The 20,952-nt window shown below is 41.6% G+C and carries 20 protein-coding genes and 1 other RNA gene; 9 read left to right on the top strand and 12 right to left on the bottom strand.

Annotated elements, in window-relative coordinates:
• Window positions 1–244: 244 nt before the first annotated feature.
• Window positions 245–862, bottom strand: coding sequence for a DUF1054 family protein (locus tag EKM61_RS08675; RefSeq protein ID WP_225359770.1), 618 nt, complete (start codon window positions 860–862; stop codon window positions 245–247).
• A gap of 213 nt (window positions 863–1,075) precedes the next feature.
• Here EKM61_RS08675 and EKM61_RS08680 point away from each other — a divergent pair, with 213 nt between their 5' ends.
• Window positions 1,076–1,555, top strand: coding sequence for a YueI family protein (locus EKM61_RS08680; protein ID WP_075168938.1), 480 nt, complete (start codon window positions 1,076–1,078; stop codon window positions 1,553–1,555).
• Between the two features lie 186 nt (window positions 1,556–1,741).
• Here EKM61_RS08680 and gshAB read toward each other — a convergent pair whose 3' ends face one another.
• The gene (gene gshAB / locus EKM61_RS08685; protein ID WP_068280356.1) at window positions 1,742–4,024 is read right to left on the bottom strand and encodes a bifunctional glutamate--cysteine ligase GshA/glutathione synthetase GshB; all 2,283 of its coding nucleotides are present in this window, start codon (window positions 4,022–4,024) and stop codon (window positions 1,742–1,744) included.
• A gap of 148 nt (window positions 4,025–4,172) precedes the next feature.
• Between gshAB and EKM61_RS08690 the strand changes: the two genes are divergently transcribed.
• From EKM61_RS08690 to EKM61_RS08710, 5 genes are all read left to right on the top strand, one after another.
• A complete protein-coding gene (locus EKM61_RS08690) occupies window positions 4,173–5,447 on the top strand; it encodes a replication-associated recombination protein A (protein ID WP_068224913.1) in 1,275 nt (424 codons plus the stop codon).
• Window positions 5,448–5,527: 80 nt separating this feature from the next.
• Window positions 5,528–5,718, top strand: a non-coding RNA gene (gene ssrS / locus EKM61_RS08695) — 6S RNA.
• Between the two features lie 70 nt (window positions 5,719–5,788).
• Window positions 5,789–6,064 carry a hypothetical protein gene (locus EKM61_RS08700; protein WP_068224915.1) on the top strand — a complete coding sequence of 92 codons (276 nt, stop codon included), beginning with the start codon at window positions 5,789–5,791 and terminating at the stop codon, window positions 6,062–6,064.
• 75 nt (window positions 6,065–6,139) lie between these two features.
• Window positions 6,140–6,637 (top strand): universal stress protein, encoded by a 498-nt coding sequence (locus tag EKM61_RS08705; protein ID WP_068224917.1) that lies wholly within the window; start codon window positions 6,140–6,142, stop codon window positions 6,635–6,637.
• A gap of 304 nt (window positions 6,638–6,941) precedes the next feature.
• Window positions 6,942–7,832 (top strand): PPK2 family polyphosphate kinase, encoded by an 891-nt coding sequence (locus EKM61_RS08710; protein WP_068224920.1) that lies wholly within the window; start codon window positions 6,942–6,944, stop codon window positions 7,830–7,832.
• A gap of 109 nt (window positions 7,833–7,941) precedes the next feature.
• On the opposite strand, the gene EKM61_RS08715 is transcribed toward EKM61_RS08710, so the two are convergent.
• From EKM61_RS08715 to EKM61_RS08725, 3 genes are all read right to left on the bottom strand, one after another.
• Window positions 7,942–8,565: a DNA-3-methyladenine glycosylase I gene (locus tag EKM61_RS08715; RefSeq protein ID WP_082918506.1), complete on the bottom strand. Its 624-nt coding sequence runs from the start codon at window positions 8,563–8,565 to the stop codon at window positions 7,942–7,944.
• Window positions 8,566–8,741: 176 nt separating this feature from the next.
• Window positions 8,742–9,398 (bottom strand): HAD family hydrolase, encoded by a 657-nt coding sequence (locus EKM61_RS08720; protein WP_068224922.1) that lies wholly within the window; start codon window positions 9,396–9,398, stop codon window positions 8,742–8,744.
• Window positions 9,399–9,412: 14 nt separating this feature from the next.
• Complete coding sequence (locus EKM61_RS08725; RefSeq protein WP_225359769.1) at window positions 9,413–10,426, bottom strand: DUF2785 domain-containing protein; 1,014 nt, start codon at window positions 10,424–10,426, stop codon at window positions 9,413–9,415.
• Between the two features lie 78 nt (window positions 10,427–10,504).
• On the opposite strand from EKM61_RS08725, the gene EKM61_RS08730 reads away from it, so the two are divergent.
• Window positions 10,505–11,011 carry an aminoacyl-tRNA deacylase gene (locus tag EKM61_RS08730; protein ID WP_068224924.1) on the top strand — a complete coding sequence of 169 codons (507 nt, stop codon included), beginning with the start codon at window positions 10,505–10,507 and terminating at the stop codon, window positions 11,009–11,011.
• A 103-nt stretch (window positions 11,012–11,114) separates the two neighbouring features.
• On the opposite strand, the gene EKM61_RS08735 is transcribed toward EKM61_RS08730, so the two are convergent.
• Window positions 11,115–12,359, bottom strand: a complete 1,245-nt coding sequence (locus tag EKM61_RS08735) for a glutamate-5-semialdehyde dehydrogenase (protein ID WP_068224926.1) — start codon at window positions 12,357–12,359, stop codon at window positions 11,115–11,117.
• Window positions 12,356–13,180 (bottom strand): glutamate 5-kinase, encoded by an 825-nt coding sequence (gene proB / locus EKM61_RS08740; protein ID WP_068224927.1) that lies wholly within the window; start codon window positions 13,178–13,180, stop codon window positions 12,356–12,358. The genes EKM61_RS08735 and proB overlap by 4 nt, the downstream gene beginning before the upstream one ends.
• A 137-nt stretch (window positions 13,181–13,317) precedes the next feature.
• On the opposite strand from proB, the gene EKM61_RS08745 reads away from it, so the two are divergent.
• Window positions 13,318–13,827 carry a YbhB/YbcL family Raf kinase inhibitor-like protein gene (locus tag EKM61_RS08745; protein WP_068224928.1) on the top strand — a complete coding sequence of 170 codons (510 nt, stop codon included), beginning with the start codon at window positions 13,318–13,320 and terminating at the stop codon, window positions 13,825–13,827.
• Window positions 13,828–14,066: 239 nt separating this feature from the next.
• On the opposite strand, the gene EKM61_RS08750 is transcribed toward EKM61_RS08745, so the two are convergent.
• The 5 genes from EKM61_RS08750 to tkt are packed head-to-tail and all read right to left on the bottom strand — an operon-like array spanning window position 14,067 to window position 19,916.
• Entirely contained in the window at window positions 14,067–14,921 is an 855-nt protein-coding gene (locus EKM61_RS08750; RefSeq protein ID WP_082918508.1) for a prephenate dehydratase, read from the bottom strand.
• Window positions 14,918–15,982 carry a 3-dehydroquinate synthase gene (aroB, locus tag EKM61_RS08755; protein ID WP_068224929.1) on the bottom strand — a complete coding sequence of 355 codons (1,065 nt, stop codon included), beginning with the start codon at window positions 15,980–15,982 and terminating at the stop codon, window positions 14,918–14,920. Before aroB ends, EKM61_RS08750 begins: the two co-directional genes overlap by 4 nt.
• A gap of 3 nt (window positions 15,983–15,985) precedes the next feature.
• The gene (gene aroF / locus EKM61_RS08760; protein WP_068224931.1) at window positions 15,986–16,990 is read right to left on the bottom strand and encodes a 3-deoxy-7-phosphoheptulonate synthase; all 1,005 of its coding nucleotides are present in this window, start codon (window positions 16,988–16,990) and stop codon (window positions 15,986–15,988) included.
• A gap of 15 nt (window positions 16,991–17,005) precedes the next feature.
• Entirely contained in the window at window positions 17,006–17,887 is an 882-nt protein-coding gene (gene aroE / locus EKM61_RS08765) for a shikimate dehydrogenase (protein ID WP_068224933.1), read from the bottom strand.
• Window position 17,888: 1 nt separating this feature from the next.
• Window positions 17,889–19,916: a transketolase gene (gene tkt / locus EKM61_RS08770; protein WP_068224935.1), complete on the bottom strand. Its 2,028-nt coding sequence runs from the start codon at window positions 19,914–19,916 to the stop codon at window positions 17,889–17,891.
• Between the two features lie 754 nt (window positions 19,917–20,670).
• Here tkt and EKM61_RS08775 point away from each other — a divergent pair.
• Window positions 20,671–20,886, top strand: coding sequence for a CsbD family protein (locus EKM61_RS08775; protein WP_068224937.1), 216 nt, complete (start codon window positions 20,671–20,673; stop codon window positions 20,884–20,886).
• The last annotated feature ends 66 nt before the right edge of the window (window positions 20,887–20,952 follow it).

Below are 20,952 nucleotides of genomic sequence, written 5' to 3' on the forward strand. Positions count from 1 at the left end.
CAATCGTATGATCAAACAGATCCAGCGAACGGCTTTTGGTTTTCGTAACTATCACCATTTAGTTTCACGGATCAAACTACAACAAATGCGCACCAAACCAAATAAAAAAACAGCATTAGAAGTTGCCTAACTTCTAACGCTGTAAAATTGGCTATCAACAGGATTTGACAGAGAGCCGCAAGTGTTTGAAAAAAATCACAACAAAAATAATTCTTAATCAAGGCTCATCTCATTAAATTAATAATTACAAAACCATCAATAAATCTTGGTATAACGGTACTAATGCCGAAACAGTTTGCTTGATCTCCGCTTCAACTGCCCCAGGTTGATCAAAAATTGGATCATTTTTCGGCCAAATTTTTCCTAGTAACCATTCACCTTTTTTTACTGTGGCAAAACGCCTTGTTTGTGCCTGTAAATCGGTCTGTGTTAAGTCAGCTGTTGGCTTCGCCATATGATTACCAGAAAGTCGCCAAGTTTTGTCCTTTTTCGCTAAAGCCAAAATTGCGTGACACTGTTGCTTAATAACCATCTCGTAGCGATCGTTATCTTGAATATTTTCCAATAAACAAAGCCAGACAAATAAACGATCATCCCAAAAACCAATTTCAATGTGGGGCAACATCTTATAGCCTCGTTTATGTGGGCCCAGTGCAAACCAAGTATTTGGTGCTGGGTAGACATGCCGGCGCAAATGCTTTGCCACTTGAACATAGGTCACCATCTTCTGCTTGGTCAATTGCTCGGCTAGTTCCTGGCCTAATACTTCAAATTTAGGATCAAGTTTATTTTTGATGCCGGCCATTCGTCCCGCAACCGTTTGATCATCAAAGACACTAAAATCACGTTGTTCAAATACCAAACTCATCTTCCTCCCCTAGCACCAAACTTCTCAGCTGCAAGCTTCCATGCTATACTCAATATACTAAAACGTGCTTGAAAAAGCAGATTCCTGCGGTTAGCTATGATCGCCAAATCATCTGTTTCACAGATAATTCGTCAATCTAGGCTAATCCTCAGAATCTGACCGCTTTTCCAAACACTCTCTAGTATATCAGAGAAAGGATGTTTAAAAATGGCTGCTAATCAATCAAATGGTGACGGCGTTGAAGATTTTCTTAAGGATCGAATGAGCGGCACCCCACAAACTAAACCAGACGAGCGCCGGCGTTATCTCGGCTCATTACGGGAGCGAGTTTACCTATTAGCAACAGTTGCTGAAATAAACGATGAACGGACGCTACCAGCCTTTAAAAAAATGGTTCCGCAGTATGACCTAAAGCAAACAAAGTTATTACTAAATGGCAAGCTTGATCAAGGTCGTTTACAACCCTACCTGAGCTTTGCCGCGGCTAATAACTTGCCTTTTACCATGATCAGTGATGAGACCGCACAAACAAGCGCTGACGCAGTTGGACTATTATTGGTGGCACCACAAGCGGTAAACGTTTCTGAAGTTACTATTACGCAATACTACGAAAAATCGGCTCCCGAAACGGCTTCTAAAAAACGTCCGTCATTGTTAGATAACCTATTTCACCGCAATGATGACTAAGCAAGATTCTAAAGATTACGCAAATTACAAAAAGATTTTAAACAGTAAGCGGCTGGGACTTTTGTCCCAGCCGCTTACTGTTTCCGAACCTTACTCTAGAACGTGCACCAAAATTGGGTTCACGTGTCTAACTACAGCTAATCCAAAACCAACTGTTGCCCCACCCTCATCCTTTTTTAAATATTTTTAATGAAATGCCTTAGGAAACAAAAACTGCAGTAACTGTTGTGCCACTGGCTGTGCCTCCCCAAAATAAGGAAAAAGATGTTCAATCAAACTCGGTTGATTTGTGACACTTAAAACCATCCCTAGTTCTGGATGTTCATCCGTCACCGCCTTATATGGATTATCAATAAACAGATCAACTCCGGCAACGGTTAATTTCAATTCAGCAGCCACACGTTCTGCCAAATGACAATAACTGACGTCTACGTCCGTTGTCATATCAACCGCGTCCCCTCCAGTTACAGGGTTAGCGGTATCACCTAAGTAAACCAAATTACCGCGAACTGGAATAGTCGTCAATTGCAATCCCTGTTGCGTTAAATTAGCCAATGTTGCCCCATCCAATGGTATTTTTTCCATTGGTTTTGTTTGCTTTTCACCTCGTGTAAGGTTCTTCTTTTCAATTAATTGTTGAATGGTTGAACGTCCATCCCCAACAACATTTGCTGGTATTTGCTCAAGAACTGCCTTAACCTTGCCACCAATCACTAAGAAACGGTATTGCGAGCCAGCAACAAAGGATTCAACCATAATTGTCCGATCAAATTTAAACGCAGTACTGACAGCCACCGCGTAAGCAGCTCGCTTGGGCGGTAATTTAAAGACAGTCACGCCCGCACCACTATGACCGCGGCGGGGCTTTACGACGACACCTCGCTTAGCATAATCGGGAAAGTCAGTTAGGGCAGTCGCTTGTGTCCGGTACTCAGCACTCATTGGAACTGCGAAGCCGGCCGCACCTAATAACTTTTTAAGAACCGTTTTATTGGCGCTAAGTTCTCCACCCAACTGATTATCTTTACTAGTTAGGCTACCCTGTTTAATAATCTCAGTCTGTTCTTGATAACTTAATTTAACTAAATTATCCTGGCGATCAAGTACCTCCACCTGTAATCCCGCTTGAAAGGCGGCCCGCAAAAGTGCCTGCGTTGATAAACTAAGATCCTGATAACCTCTCAGTTGGTAAACCGCCTGTGTTTGTTGAGTATAGGCCGCATTAGCTTGCTTTACGGCAAACTGACTTAATGACTGTTGACTCACTTGTTGGCTTAATAAATAGGCCGGTGTTTTTTTGAAATCTATTACTCGCTCTGCCATCCGCTTAACTGCAATTTGCAGGCGGTGCGGTGCAGCAAAATCCACGCTGAACTTTTGCATTTCCTGAATAAATTCGGTTAACTGTGCCTGCAACGTTGAAGCTTTGGTGGGATCTTCCAACGCCACTTGCTCATGTTGCTCAGCCGCTAATTGCAAAATTGAAGTTAACTTTTGCTGTGGCATACTTGGTAAAATTAACATATAAATAAAGAAGATCTGCATAAAATCTAAATCGACTTCACTAATTCCATCTAAAGTAAAAGGATCTAACTCTAGATTACTCAATTCCAAATAAGTAACGCCCTCACTAGTTAATTTACTAAGCTTCCGCCCTTGCAACTGAACAGGTACACTAAACTCCCGTGAATTGGCCAACTTTCCCTGCCTAACGTAGGTCGTGATACCCTGCACGTACTGTGCCAAAGACGCAAAGGAAATTTGGCTAGCAGTCTGATTAGCGTAACCATACTTCTGACTACTAGCTAAGCTACGCACTAATTTAGCCGGTTTGGCTTGCCCAGATTGATAGAAATTTGTCTCCGCCAGTGGACTAGCACCAAATAAATAGGTCAGAATATACCGGTAACGTTGGTAATTTTGTGCCACCTTTAAGTACGCTGCATTATGAAATTCTAAATAAGAATCATACTTGTCCTGATAATGATCTTCATATAGCACCAATAATAACCGGGTTGGTAAGCTAAAATTAAGCCGAATGGCCGATATCATCTGCTGTTTTAAACCATCTTTAGCAATCAGTTGTTTGCGATAAGCATGTTTTTGGGCCGTTACTGTCGTTAGCTTAATTGTCTGATCAGCCGGTAATTGTGGCGGCATTGATAGCGGCCATAAGCGTTCAGTAGGTGCTAAATTTTGGGTTAAAACAGCGTCCAGTCCCTGTAATTGTTGGTACATCTTGTGGATTGAAGAAAAACGATCAGTGACCACTTTAGTTTGGGTCTCCGCAAAATTCGTTTTTAAATACGGATGGCTGCGGGACGAACCCAGGCTGGCCGGATGTTTAGTCGTTGCCAATTCACCGGCAGTCGTAACACGTTGAGCCTCTTTTTCAAGTCCAAATTGGCCTTCATAAAGAAATGGAAAACGCTGAAATTTCTGAATTTGTTTTCCAAGATGATTTAACATAGTTAAAAGACTCCCTATTCTTAAGTTAATTACCAATATTATACATGAATTTAACCGTTATGCGGCAGTAATTACCGAATCCGGATGCGGCAATGTTATAATGGTTCTTCGTGAAGTTCAATTATCAGGTAAAGGAGGAAAGATAATTATGCAACAACCTTTAGCCTACCGAATGCGGCCTAAAACAATCGATGAAGTGGTTGGTCAACAACACCTCGTTGGTCCGGGGAAAATTATTCACCGCATGGTTGATGCAAAAATGCTCTCATCCATGATTTTGTACGGCCCACCTGGCACTGGTAAAACCAGTATTGCAAGTGCCATTGCTGGTTCAACCCATTACGCCTTTCGGATGTTAAATGCAGCAACTGATAGTAAAAAAGATTTACAAATCGTTGCCGAAGAAGCAAAAATGAGTGGCACAGTTATTCTACTATTAGATGAAATCCACCGTTTAGATAAAACCAAACAGGATTTTCTATTACCCCACTTGGAAAACGGCCGAATTATTTTAATTGGTGCAACAACCGAAAATCCCTATATTTCAATTAATCCGGCTATTCGAAGTCGTACTCAAATCTTTGAGGTCAAGCCATTGGCGCCAAGTGATATCAAGACGGCAATTAACCGGGCATTAACCGATTCAACTAATGGACTCGGTGAATATCCAGTAAAACTATCCGAAAAAGCACTTAATTTATTAGGTGAAGCAACAAATGGTGATTTACGTAGTGCCTTAAATGGTCTTGAATTAGCAGTTAAATCAACACCTAAGAATCAACAAGGTGAAATTGAATTAACACTTCCAATTATTGAAGAATGTATTCAGAAAAAGGCTTTGGCCAATGACAAAAACGGTGACGCACATTACGACGTTATTTCAGCCTTGCAAAAGTCCATTCGTGGTAGTGACGTTAATGCCGCACTTCACTACATGGGCCGTCTAATTGAAGCTGGTGATTTACCAAGTATTATGCGCCGCCTGCTAGTTATTGCTTACGAAGATGTTGGTCTGGGCAATCCTCAAGCCTGTGCGCGAACCGTTAATGCCGTTACTGCGGCAGAAAAATTGGGGTTGCCTGAAGCAAGAATTCCACTTGCCGACGCAGTCATTGACCTTTGTTTATCACCAAAATCCAACTCTGGTATTAGCGCAATTGATTCTGCACTAACGGATATTCGTGCTGGTAAGGCCGGTGAAATACCTGATCATCTTAAAGACGCACATTATCAGGGCGCCGCCAAACTAAACCACGGTGTTAATTATAAATTTCCCCATGATTACCCTAATGATTGGGTCAAACAACAATATTTGCCAAACCGTTTAAAACACGCCCAGTACTATCAACCAAAGGCCAACGGAAAGTATGAAACTGCTCTTAAACAACAATATGAGCGTTTAGAAAAAGCACAAAAAAATTAACGCTTTCATTATTAATCTAATCACACTTCCAGTAAGTCAAAAATTTGCACTGAACTTCCGGCTATGCTACTATAAATGTAGATTTTCTGAGGTGTTCGATTATTCCTATTATGGTGTTGACCGATCAAGTAATTAAATTTGGGATCGGCTTTCAATCTTTAGATCAAGCATGCCTTTTCACGAGGAAGCTAGTATCTTTAGGTAGCTGAGCCCACCTGCCTTTTCGCGGGTTCAATCCGAAGGGATTAACAACGGCACTACCAGATTATCTGCAAAGTAGTGATACTTTGTGAGGGTTCGCTTTCGAGCGGCCCTCTTTTTTTACATAAGGAGGATAAATCATGCTCAGACTTGCTATGGCACTTTTCGCCCTTGTATTATTAGTACTTGCTTACTATTTACATCGTCATCTAACCCGAACCTTTTTAATGCACGATCTAACCCAGGACAAGCAGTTGCATGATTTCGTTAAACGTTACCGCAATTATTTTGGAATTGTCGGCGGTTTAACCTTGATTAGTTTATTAATTCCTAATTTAACGCTTTGGGTCGTCTTATTAATCCTTGGTTGTCTCCTGGCCGCAATTTTTGCACTTTCTTTAGCAAATCATTTGTAAAATTAGCCGCTTTCATTTACATTGGACCAGCAAATAACGTACAATAGAATTAGAAAATGAATTGGGGTGATTATCATGTTACAACAATACAAACATATTTTAGTTGCCATTGATGGTTCTTATGAAGCAGAACTTGCCTTTCGTAAGGCCGTTGAAGTAGCTAAGCGTAATGACGCTGAACTTTATCTCGTCCATGTCGTTGATACTCGGGCTTTCCAGAACGTTTCCAGTTTTGATTCAGCCATGGTTGAACAAGTAACTGAAACGGCAAAAAAGACAATGGAACAGTACATTACAACCGCAAAGGAAAATGGCTTAAATAACGTTAATTACAGTATTGAGTACGGTGCACCAAAAGTAATTGTCGCAAAGGAAGTCCCTAAGGAACATGATATTGATTTAATTATGATTGGTGCAACCGGTTTAAATGCCGTCGAACGGCTACTCATTGGTTCAGTTACTGAGTATGTCACTCGAGCAGCAGTCTGTGACGTTCTTGTCGTTCGAACTGACCTTGATAATAAGCCAGCGTTGAATCAAGCAGGCAAAAAATCTAGTATTCAGGCAAAATAATAACTGTCAAAAAAGTGTGATTTAAAAGGTAGTTAAGTTGAGGTAAATCGGATTCCAGAAGTTCATCTGGTCATTAGATTTTACTTAATTTACCTTTAAATCACACTTTTTTTAGTACCCTATTAAATGGTCCACTGACACTTCTAGGCAATAAGTTTCAGTAAAATAAGTGAACTTTTCTAAAGCTGCTTTGCCTAGTGGCGTGTAGCGCTCATATATAAAAAATTGGCTATCCCGCGCCTACCCACTGCTATTGTTTCCTTATTTCATTAGTGCTAGGGTAAATTTATAAGGAAGTGGCACAATGACAGAGAAAACAAGTGAACAACTATATCGCTATACTGGTAAAAAAATAATCAATTTGACTAAAATTAAAACGGCCGTCCCAATACCAAATAACGAAAAAGAAATTAAAGCGTCGATCCAAGCAAACATTAAACAACTAAATCAATTAGAGGATCAATTATACGCACAAAATCGTTACGGGGTTGTCATTATCTTTCAGGCTTTAGATGCTGCTGGTAAGGATAGTATGATTCGCCACGTTCTCAGTGGAGTGAACCCTCAAGGCTGCTCGGTCGTTAATTTTAAACAACCTTCCAGCAAAGAGCTAGCCCACGACTTCTTATGGCGAATCCATCAGGCCCTACCTGAACGAGGCCACATTGGCGTTTTTAATCGTTCTTATTATGAGGACGTTTTAGCACCACAAGTTCACCCTGAACTTCTATTAAATGAGCACTTACCAAAAATTAATCGTTTAGCCGATATTCAACCAGAATTTTTTTCGACCCGGTACACTGATTTAAACCAATTTGAAACCTACCTAAATCATTGTGGCTACCAAGTTTTAAAATTCTTCTTACATATTTCTAAAGATGAGCAGAAAAAGCGTTTTGAGCGCCGGATTGAAATTCCGGAAAAGACCTGGAAATTTTCAACCTCGGATATTCACGAGCGTGCTTACTGGGATACTTATCAGCGAGTCTATAGCGATGTTATTACCGCAACGGCTAGTCGACAAAATCCTTGGTACATTATTCCAGCAGATAATAAATGGCAGTCCCGCAAAATTGTTTCAAACATCATTAATGCCCGGTTAAGTGCCCTTCCACTAGCCTATCCCAAAACAAGCGCAAACCAAAAACAAGCACTTACTAAGGTTTTAAATGAGCTAGAACAAAATAAAATTTAAACAAAAGCGGCTAGATCATTTTGCTGCTAATTGCACATTTTAAAAGTTAATGGGGACTGGTTTAATTACAAACATAGTTTCGGCTCTTTTATGCCGCGTTTAAAAATACTTAGTCTATCATCCTTTTTTTCTCCGCAACTAATAGCCTTTTCGCTGCTAACTTTTGTTGTGCAGCAACTTCTTTGTGCCGGCTACAAGTCGTTAAATGGCCGTTGATAACGCCACAAGTGACCAGCAAGGCGTAACAATTAGTCGGTCCCATAAACCGAAAACCCAATTGACGCAACTCGGCGGCTAGTTTAACGGATTGATTAGTAAAGGCCGGAATAGCCTGCTGATCATTGAATTGCGGATCACTACTGCCTTCCGTCCAAATAATATTCGTCAAATAAATCTGCCGCTTCTGCAATTGCACCAGCAAACGCGCGTTTTCAATAACGGCCAGCACTTTTTGCCGATTGCGAATTAGTGTTGCATCAGTTAATAACTCAGTAACTTTTTGTTCACCAAACAATGCAACTTGGTCGCTAGCAAATGCTTTGAATGCCTGATTTAGAGCTTGCTCTTTACGCAACAATAAACGCTGATTTAGGCCCGATTGAAAAACTTGCAGTGCCAGACGCTTAAAGATTTCGTCATCTTGAATAATTGGTGTTCCCCAAACCACATCATGATAATAACGTGTATTCTGATCCTGCTCGGCCCAGGGACATCGTTGTCGTTTTATAATCATCTTATGTAACCCTCCTCTACAGTATAAAACTACGTAAAGGAGGCTTATTTGTGTGCTAGAAATCTTGCCTAAGGATACTTAGTACCCACCACAACGAATAGAATTTAATTTCCAAAATAAAAAAGCATTATTTTACTAATGCTCTAATTAATGGCCAAATGATTATTACTCACCAATTAAGCCTGTAATTGTTCTTTTGCAAGGCTAACAACTTGGATCAATTTCAAAATTCGAACATCGGCCTGACTTTGATCAATCGTAATCATCTGACTGAGTGGTCGCAGCGCCACAACTTTAATTTTGGCAGCTTTAGCAGCCTGAATACCAATTGCAGAGTCCTCCACCGCTAATGCTTCACCGGCGGCAACCTTTAATTGCTTCAAGGTTGCATTGTAAATTGCCGGATCAGGCTTACTGTGTTTAAAGCTCTCCCCACTGACAACCAACGCAAACAGTGACTGTAATTTCGTTGCGTCTAAAACACCATTAATGGAACTAAAATCACCAGCAGAAGCCACAGCACAAGTTAAACCTAACTGATTCAAGGCCACTAAAGTTTCCTTGGCCTGGGGGTTAACTCGCTTAACGTAATCCATTGGGTGTTGCTGCTTAAAGTGGGTATAGTCGGCCTGTAATTTTAGATAAACCTCCGGCGACTTACCCGGTAGTAGCCGCGGCCATTCATGCCGTAAATTTCGGCCGTACATCGCCTTAATTTGATTTTTTTCAACGGTTAGCCCAATTTTCTTAAAGTAGGCCATTTTTTGTTCAAAATAATATGGCTCACTATCAATTAAAACGCCATCCAAATCAAAGATTACCGCCTTAAGCATCAGTACTTTCCCCCTTAATAAAAATCGGCCAACCGTAAGATATACTGTTGTAATTTATCAGGTAAATCACCACGAATTAAAAGTGCCTCCAGTAATCGATTGCGATTATACCAGCGATTCCAAAATACTTCGTCTGCCTTTGGTTGCTGGGCCATCAATTGTTGCTGCCATTTATGTAGCAGTAAGGTTAAATAATCGGCATAAATTTTATGCTTATTAACTAAATTTGCAATGACCGCAGCTAGCCGGTAATCTTCACCAAACACCAATGGTTTATTAAGGTGTTTATACCGCTCTACCAGCGCTGCCAAGTAAAAGATTTTGTCCGCTCGACTCAACTTAGTGCTAGCTGTCAGTTCATCTAAAACGTTCCCAATATGGCTATAAGCATGGACCCAACCTTTATTGCCAGCGTAGCCACGACAATCAGTCTCTAAAACAATATAAGTCGTGATGGCTAGGGAAATCTCCTCTAACTGCGCCGTTTCAATAAAGTGGTAATGCGTCCGATCTGCATAAAGCACTAACGATAAAAGCATGACACTAAAAGAGCGCAAAAAAGCACCATTACCTTGAGCTTCCAAGATGTGTTCGTAAAGCATACTTGGTTCCAGGACACGGTCCAAAACATGCTTTAACTGGTCGGTTGTCAAAATTTTCATTTCAATTAAATCGTGAAATAAAAAGTAAACACCCCGATCACGAACCGTTGGATTAGTTGAACCCAAATGTGCCAGCATAAACTCTAAATCTTTATCGGTAATCGTTCGTTTTTCTTTATTCTTAATTTGATCACTTAAGGTTAATAATTTTGTTGTTGCCTTAGCATCATCCTCTGGTAAAATAACTGGTGTTCGTTTTTCGTGAGGTAATTGATTAATGATTTGATCGATTTTTTCAGGTAAATGTTGGTAAAGTTCCCCCGTTCTTAATTGTTCGCGTAGTTTTACCAACGCTTGTTTAGTATTCGTAACTGCCTGACTTGTCATAACAACACTCCGTTCATAAACATGCTTCCATTCTAACATGAAATCACATGCTCACTCGCATCTCCAACTAAAAAATGCTATATTGAAACGGACAACTGCTAAGAAGAGGCGACCATAATGAGTAAAAAACATTCTAAATTAGCTAAAACGTTGGTTGAAAAAATATTGGATCAGGCCAAAATTCCGTACACCCAATATGAATTGGTAACCCAACAAGAGGGCGATGTTCGGCAGTTAAAGCTCGACGAACTAGCGTTAAACGAACATATGATTTACAAAACCTTGGCCTTAACCGGCAAAACATCAGGTCCAATTATCGGTGTCGTTCCTTTGGACGAACGAATCAGCTATAAAAAATTAGCCAAAATCACGGGTAATCGAAAGGTTGGCATGGTCCCCTTAAAGGAACTAGTTGCGACTACGGGCTACGAACACGGGGCCAACACGCCGATTGGTATCCACCAAACGCACCATCATTACCCCATTATTTTTTCAAATAGCGCTCAGAACCAAACGGAAATTTTGGTCTCTTCGGGTAAAATTGGTCGATCAATCAAAGTTGCCCCAGCGGAATTAGTGCCCTTTTTGGGTGCTAAGTTTGCTGACATTACCGAAGATGATTAAAAATAGCTCGCTGAGTTTGATCTTTTAACGGTAGATTAGTTAATTTACCGTTAAAGGGTCATTTCTAAGCAAGCTATTTTTTTACCCCTGCCTTCGCGACAAGTCATTCACGAATTTGTCCCGTTCCCAAAACCACGTACTTAGTTGTCGTCAGCTCCCGTAACCCCATTGGCCCACGGGCGTGCAATTTTTGCGTGCTAATGCCAATCTCCGCACCGAAGCCAAACTCGAAACCATCAGTAAAACGCGTGGACGCATTAACGTAAACCACGGCGGCATCAATTTGTTGCGTAAACTGAACACTATGCTGATAATTATTTGTAATAATGGCCTCTGAATGCTGCGTATTGTAACGATTAATGTGGTTAATCGCACTTGCCAGATCCGGCACTACTTTTATTGCTAGAATATAATCGTTATACTCCGTTTCCCAATCAGCCTCTGTTGCTGGCGTGATCAAGGGTAGGATCTTTCGTGCAGCAGTATCGCCACGTAGTTCAACTTGATAAGGTGCTAGTGCTTTTGCAATAGCGGGTAAAAATGACTTAGCCACTTTTTCATTAATAATCAATTTTTCCATTGCGTTACAGACTGACGGCCGTTGAGTTTTAGCATTTACAATAATCCGCACCGCCATGGCAAGGTCCGCCGATTCATCAACGTAGATATGACAATTACCAGCGCCCGTCTCAATAACTGGAACCGTTGCCGTTTGAACCACCGTTTTAATAAACGAGCCACTCCCCCGAGGAATCAATACATCTAAGTAATCGTTTAACTGCATTAGTGCGCGGGCCGTCTCATGACTGGTGTCACTAACTAATTGAATTGCCGCTTCTGGTAGAGCCTGCACCTTTAAAACATCTTGTAAAATCTTAGTTAATGCTTGATTAGACTGGATTGCTTCCTTACCACCACGTAAAATAACTGCATTACCTGATTTAAAGCAAAGTGCCGCGGCATCAACTGTCACGTTGGGTCGTGCTTCATAGATCATCCCAATAACGCCTAAAGGTACGCGTTGCTTACTAATCACTAACCCTGCTTCATTCGTAAACCCACCATCAATATTACCAATTGGGTCCGGTAAGTTAGCAACTTGGCGTAATCCAGTGGCCATTGCCTGAATTCGATCTTCATCTAATTTTAACCGATCAAGCATTGGCGGCTTAACTTGCCTAACTTTAGCGGTGACCAGATCTTGAGCGTTGGCCTGCAGTAGTTGCGTTTGATTTGCCAGTAAGGCGTCCGCCATGGCGTTTAAAACTTGATCTTTACGGGATGTCGCTAATTGGCCAAGTGTAAAGGCCGCTTGTTTAGCTGCCACGCCCATTTTATTTAAATTCATTGCGCCTGCTCCTTTATGTTTGGCTGCCGAAATAAAGTTCCAACAGGTTCCCCGGCCAATATCTGGTAAATAATTTGCGGATCTTTACCGTTGGCCAGCACCATTTGTTGGTGGTGGGCTAAAACTCGTTCCGCGGCCTTTAGTTTAGTGACCATCCCGCCAGTTCCAAATTGACTTCCGTGACCACCAGCGGCTTTCAAAATTGCCGGACCGATTTGATCAATCTCTGGTAATAATTTGGCCGCGGGATTGTTATTGGGATTAGCATCATAGAAACCATCAATATCTGACAATACAATTAAAAGATCGGCGGCAACCATGTTCGTCACGATTGCCGAAAGTTGATCATTATCACTAAATTTTGTTTTATGGTCTAATTCTTCTAATGAAACGACATCGTTCTCATTAACAATTGGTATGACGTTAAATTTTAATAAACGTTCAAATGTATTCAGTGCGTTGGCGTGACTCTGGGGATAGGTAATCACATCCCGGGTTAACAACATTTGTGCCACGGCCTTATCGTAATTGGCAAATGCCCGGTCGTAAACTGCCATCAATTCACTTTGTCCAATTGCAGCAATCGCCTGTTGATCAGGGATTGCCGTGGGGCGTTTGGTTAGACCCAACTTGCCCATTCCAACACCGATTGCACCTGAAGATACCAAAATAACTTCTTTGCCCTGATTTTTTAAATCACTTAAAACCATGGCCAAACGACTAATTGTGCGTAGTTTCAATTGACTATTAGCGTAAATTAAACTACTCGTTCCAACCTTCACCACAATTCGTTGTGCGTTCAACGCCCGTAATTGTTTCATGACACCCTCTCCAACTATTTTAAATTTAATGCTATTTTAACATACCTCTCATCTTGACTGTACATTTAGTTACGCCTCAAGCCAGTTATTTTGGCAAAATTGGCTTATACTGAAGTTAATTAGAGGAGGTTTTGTTGATGAAAATTACAGTTCCAACCGAAAATGGTTATTTGGCCAATCGCTACAGTAAACACGCAACCCAGAATGAATATTACAACAAGAATCCGTTTATTTCCTTCCCGATTCAGGTTGCTGACTTGCCGACTGGTACAAAGACTTGGGCGCTCACGTTACTAGACTTTGATGCCGTTTCCGTCAGTGGTTTTCCTTGGATTCACTGGATAGCGGCTAACATTCCGGCAACTGAACAACAATTACCTGAGAACGCCAGCCGCGAAAAGACTGACATCTTAATTCAAGGGAAGAATAGTCTGGCTTCCCCTTTTATTGGTGAAAAGGATCCACTGTCTAACGAACATTATATTGGTCCAACGCCACCAGATAAGGATCATGATTATCAACTAACCGTCTACGCATTAGATCAGCAGTTAGAGCTTAAACCAGGTTACTGGCTTAACGATTTCCTGCACCAAAGTGAGGCACATACCTTGGCAACAGAACAATTAGTCCTTAAAGGACGTGTTTAAATACATTAGAAAAAAGCTACCAAAAAGGCTTTGTGAGCACTAACTTAAAGTAAATTAAAAGTAGAGGCCGGGACAAAAGTCCTGGCCTCTTATTGTTTTCAAACATTATTTTAGAACGTGCGTCAAAAGTCTGGGTTCACGTGCCTAACTACAGCTAATCCAATAACCATAGTACGGTTATTGGATTAGCTTACGTTACGCAGTAAACCCAAAACCGACTTTTGTCCCACTCCTTACTTTTAGTTTGATTCGGTTAAATCAGTTGCTGGATAAACGCCAAGGTCAAGAACGGTATAATACTTACCTAATTGCTGTAATACTTGGTGTAATTTAGGTAACTGCTCCCCCACACCACTGACCTCAATGTAGAAACTATATTGACCCATTTTCTTTTTAGTTGGTCGTGATATCAACGAAATTAGATTAAGCTTTGCCTTCGCAAAATGACCTAAAATATCGTATAGCAGTCCTGCATAATCACACTTTGGCGTTACATAACAAGTATAACGAAAGTGATTAGTGACACCAATCGTGGTCATTTCAATCTTTTTCCCCACCACAATGAACCGGGTAAAATTGTCCGACTGATCAGTGACATCCGAAACAAGTAAATATTTTTTAGGGTTTAATTCTGGTAAATGAAATTGCGGGATAATCGCGGCATCACCAGCAGTCGAATCTTCTAACTTTGCAAAAGAGAGCATATTACTTTCTGTAGTTAATAACTCGGCTTGGGACAATTGCTGAATTATTTTTGTACACTGGCCCTTAGTTTTAAATTGAACGTAGAGCCGCTTAATTTTACTTAGCTCTGGGACATTGGCGGCCAACGAAAAACGAACTGGTACCATCACTGCCCCGTTAATTCTCAACTGACCTTTCGCTAAGATGGCTAGCGTATTTTGAACATAGCCATCTAGCGTGTTTTCCAGTGGTAACAAAGCTAGTTGATCCGTTTGAGCGACGGCAACTGCTACCTGCTCAATTGTATTGTAATAGCTCAACGAATAATTGAGTTGATGCCTTTTTAAATATTGCCGGGCGGCCACATCACTAAAGGTTCCGGCTGGCCCTAAAACGGCGAGCCGAATCATAAGTTCAGAAAACTGTGGATTGCTGCTAGCTTCACTGGGTATAAATCCGCCGTACCCAGCTCCTTTAAATAAACTAACGTTAACTGATCACCGTGGTTTTTCTTATCATGTTTCAGTAGCTCGTAAAATTGTGAACTACCGATAAGATCGCTTGAAATTGGTAAACCAACGGCCAGTAATTGCTTTTTTAGCTTAGCAGTTATCCCGTCAGGCGTTAATCCTCGGTCCTCAAAAATTTGGGTGATTTGCACCATTCCAATGCTGACCGCTTCACCGTGTGCAAGCTGACTGCCAGCCAATAGTTCAATCGCGTGACCCAAGGTGTGCCCAAAATTTAAAATTTGGCGCAAACCGCCTTCTTTTTCATCGGCCTCAACAATTTGGGCCTTGAAACGAACACTCGCCTCAATTAAAGCTGGTGCCTGCTTTAAAATATCTTTAGGTTGTTTGATACTTTCAATTAAGTGCCAAAAATCCAACGAAGAAATAGCTGCCATCTTAACAATTTCGGCGTAGCCTTCAACTAAGAAGCGTTGACTTAACGTTTGCAAAACAGTTGGATCAATCAAAACAACGTCCGGTTGATAAAAGGTTCCAATCAGATTTTTACCAGTATTCAGGTCGACGCCCGTTTTACCACCTACGCTGCTATCAACTTGGGCAAGTAATGACGTTGGAATTTGAATAAAACTAATGCCCCGCATGTACGTTGAGGCTAAAAATCCAGCCAGGTCGCCGACAACGCCGCCACCCAACGCAATAACACCGTCAGAGCGACTAAAGTCATCCCCTAGTAATTCCTCATAAAGTGATGATAAAACACCTAGCTGTTTTGAGTCCTCACCTGCGCGTACGCGATAGACGTGAACCGTAAAACCGGCGGCACTTAAAGAATTTTCCACCTGCGCACTATAAAGTGGTTCAACGTGACTATCACTTACCAAAGCGATTTTTCGTGGTGACCATAGCTTGGCCACCTCATTTCCAACTTTAGTAAGTAGGCCTGCCGCAATTTTGATCTGATAAGTTTTAGCAGGCAAAGTAACTGTGACTGTTTTCAAAAATTATGCCTCCCATGAATTCATTAATTCTTTTAGTTCAAAAACTTCCTTGGTCATTTTTAAATAAGTTTTAGGTTTCAGTGCTTGGGGACCATCAGAAAAAGCGTGTTCTGGGTCATCGTGAATTTCAACAATCATGCCAGAAGCCCCAGAAGCCACACCGGCATGAGCCATCGGTGTTACCAAATCCCATTCGCCAACAGCGTGGCTTGGGTCAACAATAACGGGGTAATGGGTTAATTTTTGCAAAACTGGTACGGCAGCCAAATCAAAAGTATTGCGGGTATACTTATTATCAAAAGTTCGAATTCCCCGTTCTAACAGCATAATCTGGTGGTTACCGCCGGCCGCTATGTATTCAGAGGCATTTAATAAATCATCAATCGTACCAGCTAATCCACGTTTTAAAGCGACCGGCACCTTAGTTTTACCAACCGCCTTTAACAAGGAAAAGTTTTGCATATTCCGAGCACCAATCTGGAAAACATCCGTGTACTTAGCAATTAAATCAACGTGGGTTTCGTCCATCACTTCCGTAATCACGTCCATGCCGTTTTCATCGGCCGCCGCGCGCAAATATTTCAAACCATCTTCGCCTAAACCTTGGAAAGAGTAAGGTGAAGTCCGCGGCTTGTAGGCCCCGCCACGAAGCAAGGTTGCCCCGCCTTCTTTAACCACCTTGGCCATTCTTCGAACATGTTCTTCTGATTCAACCGAACAAGGCCCGGCCATCATTGTAAAACCGCCTTTGCCGCCAATTGTTGAATGTGGCAACTTAATAATCGTATCTTCTGGTTGGAATAATCGACTCCCCAGTACTGCGGCCGGCGTCTTTTCAATAATTTCGGCAACTTGGGCAGCCTCATCAGCCATTAACGTTACCTGGTTTACTTCGGGTACTGCAACGTGAGTTCCAATTCGAATAACTGTGGCCGGTGTGGCCGCTAAACGTTTAAGTAAGGTAGCAACAATTTCTTCATTTACAGTTTGGTTTAATTGAATAATCATAATTTATAATCCCCTTTAGTTTTGTGGTTGGTACAAAGCCTGTTCTAGTGCTGTCGTAACGGTTGTAATTGGCATTTGTTTGGCTGTCCAAGTTTGAAAAGCTAAAGCTCCCTGATAAATCAGCATTCCTAAACCATTATAGGTCGGGTTACCATTTTGTCTAGCTAACTTTAAAAAGGCCGTCTCCCGTGGAAAATAAATGATATCCGTAACCACTATGTTAGTTGCCAGGCTCGTTATCAATTTTGCAGGCACTGGTAACTCATTGTTTCCCTGGCCCATACCAATATTAGTCGTATTAATCAAATAATCTGTCGTTGTTAATACTTGCGCCATCGTAGCCTCATCCGCGTAATCACATAATTCAAGCGTAACTCCGGTCACTTTTTCAATTCGGCTCAAGCGTTGCGCCACTTGGGTAAAAGTTTGATTTTGGCGTTTAAAAACCGTAATCTTGGCAGCACCAGCAAAAGCGGCCGCGGCAATAATTGACATTCCGGCACCACCAGCACCTAAAATAGCGATCTGTTTGCCCTTGACCTTTCTTCCATCAGCCTGCAGGGCCAGTATTAATCCTTTACCGTCAGTATTTTCACCCCTAAGCCGACCGTGGTCATTGACAACCGTATTAACGGCACCAACTAATTTGGCCGTCGTGGATAATTCATCTAGTAGTGGCAACACCTTAAGTTTATACGGCATGGACAAATTAATTCCCCCAAGACCTAATGTTCGTACGGCGGCAATTGCCTGTGAAAAATCATTAGACAAATCAAAGGCCAAGTAACGCGCGTTAATTTCATGAGCCTGAAAACTTAGATTATACATTAAAGGTGACAAGCTATGGTGTGCTGGATGTGCAAAAAAACCGTACAATTTTGTGTGCCCGTCAATCATCTTAAATGGCCTCCCGTTTTGGAATTTGTGAAAAATTATTTTGTTCCCACATTTTTAAGTAAGCAGTAGTAACGGCCTTAGTTGAAAAGCCGTACTTACTGATTACTTCGGTGGCCTTACCGCTGGCCCCAAAGGAATCAATCCCCATACTAACACCATCTAATCCAACGTAACGCTCCCAACCTAAAGTTGCTCCCATTTCAATTGAAACCCGGTTACGCACGTGCGCTGGTAAAACTTGCTCTTGGTAGTGGCGCGACTGCTGATCAAACCGATCAAAGGATGGCATGGAAACCACTGCAACATCATGTTTCAATTTCAATAATTCTTGTTGCGCCGTTAACGCTAAGGCAACTTCAGAACCGCTAGCAATTAACACGCCCTCTGGTTGCGTTCCTTGCTGAACGGATAGCACGTAACCACCTCGACTAACGCCACTCACTTGCTGCTGAGCTCCCTTTAAAACCGCTAAATCCTGGCGGGTAAAAACTAAAACAGTTGGGCGATCATGAACAGTCAGTGCTAATTTCCAAGCCGCAACGGCCTCATTCGGGTCTGCCGGGCGAATAACCGAAACGTTTGGCATTGCCCGCAAACTCATTAACTGCTCAACTGGTTCATGGGTCGGGCCGTCTTCCCCAACAGCAATTGAATCATGGGTGAAAATGTAAGTAACCGGTAATTTCTGTAAGGCTGCCAACCGAATGGCACCACGCATATAATCGGAAAAGGTAAAGAAGGTTCCGCCAAAGATATGGCTACCACCATGCAACGCAATCCCATTTAAGGCCGTTGCTTCAGCAAACTCGCGAACGCCAAAACAAATATTCCGTTGTTCCGGGGTTAATGCTGTAAAAGAGTTGCTTCCTGCAATATCGGTTTTATTTGATGTGGCAAGGTCCGCCGAACCACCCCAAAACGTTGGCACTTTATTTGCAATTGCCTGGATCATCTTTTGACTAGTAACCCGACCTGATTCACTTTGGCCTAATTTATAAGTTGGTAACTCGTTAATCCAATCGGCCGGTAACTCCTGCGTAATTGCCCGTTTAAACTGTTGTGCTGCTTTCGGACTCAATTCTTGGCGTTGTTGTTCCCAAAGTTGGCGTTTATTAGCCCCATTTTGACGTAATGTTTTCGTAAAACGTTCCGTTACTAGCTTGGGAACGGTAAATTCTGCTTCTTGCCAATTCAGGGCCTTCCTTAAGGCGATAATGCCGGCCGCTCCAAGTGGACTACCGTGAACTTGATTGGTTCCTTGCTTTGGTGCGCCGTAACCAATAACCGTTTTTACTTCGATCAATGTCGGTGCCGTTGCTTGTCGCTCGGCCCGTGTAATCGCCTGATCAATTGCGGTTAAATCATTACCGTCAGCAACACGCTGGTAGTGCCAGCCGTAACTCTCAAAACGCTTTTGAACATTATCAGTGAGTGCCCGGTCAGCCGGACCATCTAGCGAAACATCATTTGAATCATACAAAACAATTAATTTGGATAATTTTAGGTGCCCCGCGAGACTTGCTGCCTCATGAGACACACCTTCCATTAAATCACCGTCACCACAAATGACGTATGTATGGTGATCAACTAGTTGGGTTGCTTGATTAAAAATAGCTGCTAAATGTGCTTCGGCCATTGCCATCCCAACCGCCATTCCAATTCCTTGTCCAAGTGGCCCGGTGGTTGCGTCAACACCTGGGACTACACCATGTTCCGGGTGGCCTGGTGTTCGACTATTTAATTGGCGAAAATGTTTTAAATCAGCAATACTTAGGTTAAATCCGGAAAGGTGTAATAAGCTGTACAACATTGCTGATCCGTGCCCGGCCGACAATACAAACCGATCACGATCAAACCACTCTGGATTTTCTGGATCTATTTTTAAATGCCGAGTAAACAGTGTGTAGGCTAACGGAGCCGCTCCTAACGGTAAACCTGGGTGGCCTGACTGTGCAGCCTCGATCATTTCGACGCTCAACATCCGAACTGCGTTAACGCCTAATTCATCAACTTCATCAAATTTTATCATTATCAATTCCTCCATCATTTTGTTTAAAGTTATAAAAAAAGTCCCCCAGCGTTTGTTTGCTGTGGGACTCCGTAATCAACAAAAGACCTTGATAGCGTCATCGATAAGAAAAAACCACACAGCTGAAATTTTAATTTCATCTCTATGTGGCTACCGTTTTTAATACATACGATTAAGAACTATTGGCCCGCATAGGATACAAACGTTGTGTTTGCACCTATACTGCCAGTGCAAACACTAGTTAAAGAACCAATAGTAATAATATGGATTATTCAGTTGTGTCATAACTTGCTTATTCACGACTGTCATATTAAAAACTCCTTAGAATTTGATAACAGAATCATAACAGATGATTGTGAGACTGTCAAACTTTTTTATGAATCCATTTATTATTTAACTTTTTCTAAAATTAGTTCTATAATATATAGTGGTTTTGTTAACTAAATAGTTTGGAGGGTGATGTTACGGTTAGCTTTGCGGAAGCCGCAGTTATTGTTGTTGGTTTATTACTTGCTCTATTCCATGACGATCATCATTTACAAGACGAAAATTAAGTTAGATTAAAAGGGCTAGGCATTACGGTAAAATTTATTTTTATCGTAATGTCTAGCTTATTTTTATATTAACGGGCTTCACAGATCTGATTTCCCCACCATTTTAATAAATTAACAGCATATTTATCGCGTTGCACCAATTTTTTTGCCATACTGGAATCAAGAAGTAAAAGTCGCAATCAATTTAAGGGGGAATTTCAATGGCAGCTGGTGAATTAGATAAATTTAAAGGTAAAATCAAAGAAAAAACTGGTGAAATCATCAATAACGATGAACTTCAGGCTAAGGGTCAGGCTGACCAAAAAGAAGCTAAGTTAAAGGACAAGGCTGAAGATAAGGCCGAGATTAAGAAGAAACACGCTGAAACAATTACCCAAGAAAAGCGTGAGGCAGCACATAAAGAAGGTAAGCAGTAAATAATCGACCGTTTAAAAAAGGCAAACCGGCTTCTCGAAATTGAGAAATCGGTTTGTCTTTTACAT

The sequence above is a fragment of the Loigolactobacillus backii genome, assembly GCF_003946275.1.
Classification (GTDB): domain Bacteria; phylum Bacillota; class Bacilli; order Lactobacillales; family Lactobacillaceae; genus Loigolactobacillus; species Loigolactobacillus backii.

What these genes read in the sequence shown, in the direction of transcription:
- EKM61_RS08715 (WP_082918506.1), bottom strand. Translation starts at nt 8,565, where the DNA reads ATGATTATAAAACGACAACGATGTCCCTGGGCCGAGCAGGATCAGAAT.
- tkt (WP_068224935.1), bottom strand. Translation starts at nt 19,916, where the DNA reads ATGATAAAATTTGATGAAGTTGATGAATTAGGCGTTAACGCAGTTCGG.
- EKM61_RS08720 (WP_068224922.1), bottom strand. Translation starts at nt 9,398, where the DNA reads ATGCTTAAGGCGGTAATCTTTGATTTGGATGGCGTTTTAATTGATAGT.
- EKM61_RS08680 (WP_075168938.1), top strand. Translation starts at nt 1,076, where the DNA reads ATGGCTGCTAATCAATCAAATGGTGACGGCGTTGAAGATTTTCTTAAG.
- proB (WP_068224927.1), bottom strand. Translation starts at nt 13,180, where the DNA reads ATGAAACAATTACGGGCGTTGAACGCACAACGAATTGTGGTGAAGGTT.
- EKM61_RS08730 (WP_068224924.1), top strand. Translation starts at nt 10,505, where the DNA reads ATGAGTAAAAAACATTCTAAATTAGCTAAAACGTTGGTTGAAAAAATA.
- aroE (WP_068224933.1), bottom strand. Translation starts at nt 17,887, where the DNA reads ATGATTGACGGGCACACAAAATTGTACGGTTTTTTTGCACATCCAGCA.
- gshAB (WP_068280356.1), bottom strand. Translation starts at nt 4,024, where the DNA reads ATGTTAAATCATCTTGGAAAACAAATTCAGAAATTTCAGCGTTTTCCA.
- aroF (WP_068224931.1), bottom strand. Translation starts at nt 16,990, where the DNA reads ATGATTATTCAATTAAACCAAACTGTAAATGAAGAAATTGTTGCTACC.
- EKM61_RS08750 (WP_082918508.1), bottom strand. Translation starts at nt 14,921, where the DNA reads ATGATTCGGCTCGCCGTTTTAGGGCCAGCCGGAACCTTTAGTGATGTG.
- EKM61_RS08725 (WP_225359769.1), bottom strand. Translation starts at nt 10,426, where the DNA reads ATGTTAGAATGGAAGCATGTTTATGAACGGAGTGTTGTTATGACAAGT.
- EKM61_RS08710 (WP_068224920.1), top strand. Translation starts at nt 6,942, where the DNA reads ATGACAGAGAAAACAAGTGAACAACTATATCGCTATACTGGTAAAAAA.
- EKM61_RS08690 (WP_068224913.1), top strand. Translation starts at nt 4,173, where the DNA reads ATGCAACAACCTTTAGCCTACCGAATGCGGCCTAAAACAATCGATGAA.
- EKM61_RS08745 (WP_068224928.1), top strand. Translation starts at nt 13,318, where the DNA reads ATGAAAATTACAGTTCCAACCGAAAATGGTTATTTGGCCAATCGCTAC.
- EKM61_RS08700 (WP_068224915.1), top strand. Translation starts at nt 5,789, where the DNA reads ATGCTCAGACTTGCTATGGCACTTTTCGCCCTTGTATTATTAGTACTT.
- EKM61_RS08775 (WP_068224937.1), top strand. Translation starts at nt 20,671, where the DNA reads ATGGCAGCTGGTGAATTAGATAAATTTAAAGGTAAAATCAAAGAAAAA.
- EKM61_RS08735 (WP_068224926.1), bottom strand. Translation starts at nt 12,359, where the DNA reads ATGAATTTAAATAAAATGGGCGTGGCAGCTAAACAAGCGGCCTTTACA.
- EKM61_RS08705 (WP_068224917.1), top strand. Translation starts at nt 6,140, where the DNA reads ATGTTACAACAATACAAACATATTTTAGTTGCCATTGATGGTTCTTAT.